This is a genomic window from Paenibacillus pinihumi DSM 23905 = JCM 16419, assembly GCF_000422505.1.
In the GTDB taxonomy this organism is placed as follows: domain Bacteria; phylum Bacillota; class Bacilli; order Paenibacillales; family Paenibacillaceae; genus Paenibacillus_D; species Paenibacillus_D pinihumi.
Genome location: NZ_AULX01000054.1, coordinates 1 through 2,113 on the forward strand (window position 1 = coordinate 1; position 2,113 = coordinate 2,113).

Genomic DNA, 2,113 nt, shown 5'->3' on the forward strand with positions numbered 1-2,113 from the left:
CCCGGTATGAACGGGTTCTCTACGAATTTCTCCGCGGTCAGCTCCGGACGGTTCAGGTATCCCCGCGCCAGACCTGCCCCACCTATACACAGCTCGCCAGGGACCCCAACTGGCTGGAGCTGATTAGCTGTGTTTGCAATATACACTTGTACATTGGCGATCGGTTTACCCAGATAAACCTGTTGTTCCCCAGAACTGCATGCATGACGAAGCGCATCAACCGTTGTTTCTGTCGGCCCGTAATGGTTAAACAACTGATAGCCTTTTTCTGTAATTCTCGACGCCAATGCATGTTCCAACTTATCTCCGCCACAAATTACAATTTTCAAGTTTGGGATGCGTTCAGCAGGCAGTAATAGTTCCCGAAGAGTAACCGGGACAAATTGGGCAATGTGGATCTGGTGTGTCTGAATATAACGGATCAGCTCCATAGGCTGTAAAATTGCAAAGTTATCCGGCATATGAACCGTCGCTCCATTTAGAAGCGAAACTAAAATCTCTTCAATTGCAACATCAAAGGAAAAGTTGGTCATTTGCAAAATATTATAGTTTTCTGATAAGTCATAGGTCGTACTAAACCAGGTTGACAGGTTGGCAATGCTAGGATGCTCAATCTGAACGCCTTTTGGTTTCCCCGTAGAGCCTGAGGTATAAATAATGCAGGCCAACTGATTAGGGCTCATTTTCACTGACAGGTTGCTGCCATCTTCTTGATACAGATGCTCTGCCTCCAGATCGACCAGCTTTTCAGCAAAGGCGGGCAAGTCCATCAGTCTGGAGGGGGCCAGCAATAATGAGGCACCGCTATCTTCCAGCATATAAGCTCTTCTGGCGCTCGGATATTGCGGGTCGATCGGCAAATACGCGCCGCCTGCCTTCAGAATGCCCAGCATTCCCGCAACCATTTCCAACGATCGTTCAGTCATAATGCCGACAATCTGTTCCGGACCGACACCTTTCTCTATCAAAATCCGGGCCAGGCTGTTCGCACGCTCATTTAACTCCAGATAGGTCCACTGCCGTTCTCCCTCAACCAAAGCGATATTTCCCGGCTGCTCCCGGACCTGCTCCTCGAACAACTCATGTACCATCTTATTTTTGGGATAATAAGACAGCGTATCATTAAAGGAATAGAGCAGAATTTCCTTCTCTCCAAGCGTTAGCATATCGATGTCGGAGAGCAAGATATCCTCATTCTCCGTAATCTTGTTAAGAATAGCCTCATAATGGCAGGACATTCGCTCAATAGTGCTGCGGTGAAATAAATCTGTTCGATATTCCCATTCAAATCGCAATGTATGCTCATTTTCCGTTGAATCCAGGGTAAGATCGAATTTGGAAAACGGAAACTCATATTCGTAAGGCCGGACGGTTAAACCCGACGCAGGAGAAGCTGAATTTTCCCCGTTTTGTAGGGAAAACATGACCTCGAACACCGGATTGCGGCTCATATCCCTGCGCAGCTCCAGCTTCTCTACGAGACTATCAAACGGGTACTCCTGATGATCTTGCGCTCCTAATACGCTCTGCTTCACTTCCCCCAGAAAAGAAGAAAATCGCTTATTGCTTCCTGGATAATTTCGAAGCGCCAGTGTATTGACGAACATTCCAACCACCTGCTCCAGCTCCGCCCGCGTTCTTCCGGCGATTGGAGTACCGACGATGATCTCCTCTTGCCCCGTATACTTGTGAAGCATAACCTTGTAAGCAGCCAACAGCGTCATGTACAGCGTACTTCCCTGTCTGTTGCTTAGGTGCCGCAGCCTCTCTGTCAACTCACGGCTAATTTGGAACGTTACCCTGTCACCTAAGAACTGTTGTACCACCGGCCTTGGCATATCTGTCGCCAGCTCCAAAATCGGCAGCTCACCCGAAAGCTCCTTTAGCCAATAGCTTTCTTGCTCGTGATGGCGCTGTTGCTGCCGTTGATCCTGCTGCCATACGGAGTAATCCTTATATTGGATTGTCTGCTCTGGCAGGCTCTTTCCTTCATAGAAATCCATCCATTCGCCCAGCAGTACATTTATCGATACTGCATCAGCGATAATATGATGCATATCCAGCAGCAAAAGGTGGCGCTCTTGGCCCGTACGCAGCAGCTCAGCCCTCAGCA

The 2,113-nt window shown here is 48.6% G+C and carries 1 protein-coding gene; it reads right to left on the reverse strand.

Going from position 1 to position 2,113, the window contains the following annotated elements; translation table 11 throughout:
• Window positions 1–2,113, reverse strand: a 2,113-nt coding sequence (locus tag H583_RS32965) for a non-ribosomal peptide synthetase (RefSeq protein ID WP_036709705.1), incomplete at both ends; no start/stop codon positions are given.